The organism is Actinoplanes palleronii, assembly GCF_016862315.1.
GTDB classification, from domain to species: Bacteria; Actinomycetota; Actinomycetes; order Mycobacteriales; family Micromonosporaceae; genus Actinoplanes; species Actinoplanes palleronii.
In genome coordinates, this window is the sequence record NZ_BOMS01000213.1 from 1 (window position 1) to 1,808 (window position 1,808).

1 protein-coding gene is annotated in these 1,808 nt (G+C 67.6%); it reads left to right on the forward strand.

Features of this window, described 5'->3' with window-relative positions; translation table 11 throughout:
* The coding region (locus Apa02nite_RS50655; protein WP_239165149.1) for an IS1182 family transposase at positions 1-1,786 on the forward strand (1,786 nt) is incomplete at its 5' end.
* Positions 1,787-1,808: the final 22 nt, after the last annotated feature.

The window sequence follows — 1,808 nt, forward strand, 5'->3', positions numbered from 1 at the left end:
CCCTGCTGGCTTATTCGACGGCGTGCCTGACGGGTGTTTGTGGTGGGTGTTCGTAGGGTTCGTGGCTATGTCGATGCAGCCGAGGCCGTGGCCTGAGGTGCCGGAGCAGACCGCGCGGGTGGCGCGGGCGGCGTTCCGGAAGGGGAATCTCGCGATGCGGATCCGGGATGAGCTGGGTCAGGTGTACGACGATGGCCGGTTCACGGCGGCGTTCGGGGTACGTGGGCGGCCGGGAATCTCGCCGGCACAGTTGATGATCGTCACTGTGCTGCAGTTCGCGGACAATCTGGGCGATCGAGCGGCTGCGGACGCGGTCCGGGACCGGATGACCTGGAAATACGCTCTCGGGCTGGAACTGGACGATCCCGGGTTCGATGCCAGCGTGCTCACCGAGTTCCGGGCCAGGCTGGTCGAAGGCGACCTGAGCAGCCTGGCCCTGGACGCTCTGTTGCAGCGGCTGATGGAGTTGAAGCTGATCAAGCCGAGAGGCCGGCAGCGCACCGACTCCACGCACGTGCTGGCCGCGATCCGGCAGCTCAGCCGCCTGGAACTGGCCGGAGAAACGCTCCGTGCCGCCCTGGAGGCGCTGTCAGCGGCGGCACCGGACTGGCTGACCTCGATGATCGACGCGTCGTGGGCCGAGGTCTATGGCGCCCGGATCGACAACCTGCGGCTGCCCGACAGCAAGACCAGACGCGACGAGCTGATGCTCCAGTACGGCCGGGACGGCTACCACCTACTCGAAGCCGTGGGCCATCGGCACGCCCCGCCGTGGCTGGTCCAGATACCCGCGGTGCAGGCATTACGCCTGATCTGGATTCAGCAGTTCTACCGCGATACCGACGGCACCGGCCGGCAGCAGGTACGCCGCAGGGACCCCGCCCCCGATGGGGACGGGGTCCCTCCCACTAGAGACAGGATCGCCTCCCCGTATGACCTTCACGCCCGTTACGGCACCAAACGCGACACCCGATGGCATGGCTACAAAGTCCATTTCACCGAAACCTGCGACCCGCCCGCACCCGGCACCAGCGGCACGAGTCCGGACCGGCGACGCGGGGAACACCCGAACCTGATCACGAACGTGGTCACCACCGCGGCGACCGTGGCAGACACCGCGATGACCGCCACCATCCATGACCAGCTCGCCGGCAAGAACCTCACGCCCGCCGAGCATCTGCTCGATTCCGGCTACCCCTCGGCCGAACTGATCGTGAGCGCCGCCCACGACCACGGCATCACCCTGGTCGCACCCCTGCTGACCGACAACTCCGCGCAGGCACGCGCCGGACACGGCTACGACAAGGCCGCGTTCACCTTCGACTACGACACCCGCCGGGGCACCTGCCCACAAGGCAGAACAAGCAGCAGCTGGTCACCCTGCCAGACCCGCGGCACCGACACGATCATCGTCGCCTGGGCCGCTACCACCTGCCAGCCCTGCCCAGCCCGCCAGCTCTGCACCACCGCCACCCGCCGCAAAATCGGCCTGCAACCCCGAGCCATCCACGAAGCCCTCACCACCGCCCGCCACCTGCAGACCACCGACCAGTGGAAAACCACCTACCAGGCCCGCGCCGGCGTCGAAGGAACCATCCGCCAAGCCACCCACGTCACCGGTATCCGCACCGCCCGCTACCGAGGCCTACCCAAAACCAGCCTCGAACACCACCTCGCCGCCACCAGCCTCAACATCATCCGACTCGACCAGTACTGGACCGGCCGCCCCCTCGACCGCACCCGCACCACACACCTACAACGCCTCGACTTCACCCTCGCTGCCTAACCCGAATAAGCCAGCAGGGTCA